The sequence below is a fragment of the Synechococcus sp. R5-12 genome (genome assembly GCF_047502655.1).
Lineage (GTDB): Bacteria > Cyanobacteriota > Cyanobacteriia > Thermostichales > Thermostichaceae > Thermostichus.
Window position 1 is genome coordinate 1 of the sequence record NZ_JANSIM010000300.1, and the last position, 2,467, is coordinate 2,467.

1 protein-coding gene is annotated in these 2,467 nt (G+C 62.3%); it reads right to left on the reverse strand.

From position 1 onward, the window contains the following. Positions 1-208 precede the first annotated feature (208 nt). A complete protein-coding gene (gene glyS, locus NW843_RS13605) occupies positions 209-2,431 on the reverse strand; it encodes a glycine--tRNA ligase subunit beta (RefSeq protein ID WP_414523221.1) in 2,223 nt (740 codons plus the stop codon). Positions 2,432-2,467 lie beyond the last annotated feature (36 nt).

The following is a 2,467-nucleotide window of genomic DNA, read 5'->3' on the forward strand; positions in this document are numbered from 1 at the left end:
CGCAACGCTATTGCTCCGCAACGCTGACGCGAAGACGCGACCAACGGTTTAGGTGTGGGCAAAGTGTTCTGAGTTTGAGTGGAAATGACGATATGTCCATTCCCAAGCCGTTCGCGCCAGTGGGACAGAGTCCTTGGGGGGTAGCTCCCTCTGGGAGAGAAGCTGGGGGTGAGGGGGATCTGTCTCGAAGTAAACTGATCTGAAACGGCTAGGGGGTCTTCTCCGGCGAGGATTCCCCTGCCATAACCACAGCCCCCATGTCCCCCAACAGGCGGGACTGGTTGCGCAATACCCCCAGCAAATTAAGCCGGTTGGCCCGTCGCACAGGATCCGGATCCATCACCAAAACGGCTTCAAAAAACTGGGCTACCTGAGGGGCTGCCGCTTGCAGAGCTTCCACCAAGGGAACAAAATCTCCCCGTAAGGCCGGCTCCACCCCCAGACGATAGATTTTCTGGCAAGCCTCGTACAACTCCCTTTCTGCCGCCTCCTGCAACTGGTCGGGATCCACGGCGGCTGCCGGATCCACCACGGCGTAGTCCAAGTCCCCTTGGGCTGCCAGGCGGGCGCAGCGATTGAGGGTGGGATAGAGATCCGCCAATTCCCCGGTGGCCCGCAGGTGTTGCAGGTACTCCGCCCGCAGCAAAGTCAAGGGCAGGTTGCCCAGGGCCCGCAAGGTGAGCTCGGCCTTCTGGGGATCCTCCGCTTTGACGGACTCTGGATCCCCCACTACGGCCCTGACCAAGTCGTAATCAATCCGTTTTTCCTCCTGCAAAAGGGTCTGTATCCGTTGGGCCAAAAACTCCTGCAAGGCTCGCAAGGTGTGGACATCTCCCAAGGCCTGCGGCCCGCCAGCGCGAACGGCATAGTCCTGCACCACACTCTGCAACAGGGAGTTAAAGTCAAAAGTCCAGCCGGCATCCCAGGCAACCAGCACCAGGCTGTTGGCGGCCCGCCGCAGGGCAAAGCGATCCGAGGAGCCGGTGGGGATCCGCCCCAAGCGAAACATGCCCACCAAGGTATCCAGGCGATCCGCCCAGCCCACCACCCGCCCGGTCAAGGAATTGGGCAAAGCGTCCCCCGCCCCCAAAGGCCAGTAGTGCTGCTCGATCCCCTCGGCCACCGCCTCCGGCTCACCGTCGTGGCGGGCATACTCGGCTCCCATGATCCCCTGCAGCTCGGGGAATTCGTACACCATTTGGGTAACCAGATCCGCCTTGCACAGGTAAGCCGTGCGATCCACCAGCGCCTGCTCCTGGGGATCCAAGTTCAGGGCAGCGGCAATGAGGCGGCTGATGTGGCGGATGCGCTCCACCTTGTCCCGCATGGAGCCCAGCCCTTCGGCAAAAGTAACCGCCTGCAGGCGTTCCACCCGCTGCGCCAAGGGGATCCGCCGATCCTCCTCGTAGAAAAAGCGGGCATCCGCCAGGCGCGCCCGTACCACCCGGCTGTTGCCTGCCCCGATCCGCTCCGATTGCCGGGGGTCGCCATTGGAAATGGTGATGAAATAGGGCAGCAATTTCTGGGGATCCCGGCCATCCCGTACTGGGAAGTAGCGCTGGTGAGTGATCATCACCGTCTCGATCACCGCCGGCGGCAGGCGCAAAAATTCCGGCTCAAAGCGCCCCAAAACCGCCGTCGGCCACTCCACCAACTGCACCACCTCCCGCAGCAGAGGGGCAGGGATCTGCGCTTCCCCATTCACCTGCCTGGCCAGCTTGGTTACCTCGGCCTGAATGTACGCTTCCCGCACTGCCGGATCGGGGCTGACCCCCGCCTCTTGCATTTGCTGAACGTAGCTCTCGGCCCGCTCCAGGACAACCTGCTGGGATCCCAAAACGCGGTGCCCCCGGCTCACCCGCCCCGCCACCAAGCCCGGCATGGAATTGTCCTCGTGGGTCGGCAGCAGCAAAGGCAGCACCTGATCATCCCAAAGGGAGACCAGCCAGCGGATGGGGCGCGGAAACTTCAGATCCCCGCAGGCCCAGCGCATCAGCCGTTCACCACTCAAGTTGGTAATCCAGGCGGGTGCCAGTTCCTGGAGCACAGCTGCTGTTGGTCGGCCCCGCACCCGCTGCACCGCAAACACAAAGGATCCCTTGCCCACTTGCCGGATTTCCAGGCTGCCGGGATCCACCCCTTGTTTTTGGGCAAATTTTTCCCCGGCAGGGGTGAGCTGGCCATCTTGGTAGGCGACCTGAACCGGCGGCCCCTTCACCTCCAAAGTGCGATCCGGCTGCTGGGTGGGCAACCCCTGCAACAGAACCGCCAGGCGGCGCGGCGTACCGAAAAGCTGCATCTGCTCCGCTTGCAAATGGGCCTCCGCCAAAGAGGCCGGGATCCCGGTTCGCCACTGCTCCAGAGCCGAATCCACAAAACTGGCCGGGAGTTCCTCACAGCCGACTTCCAGCAAATAGGCAACCATACTGATACATTTACGCTGAACACTGCTGAACATCACTGTTCA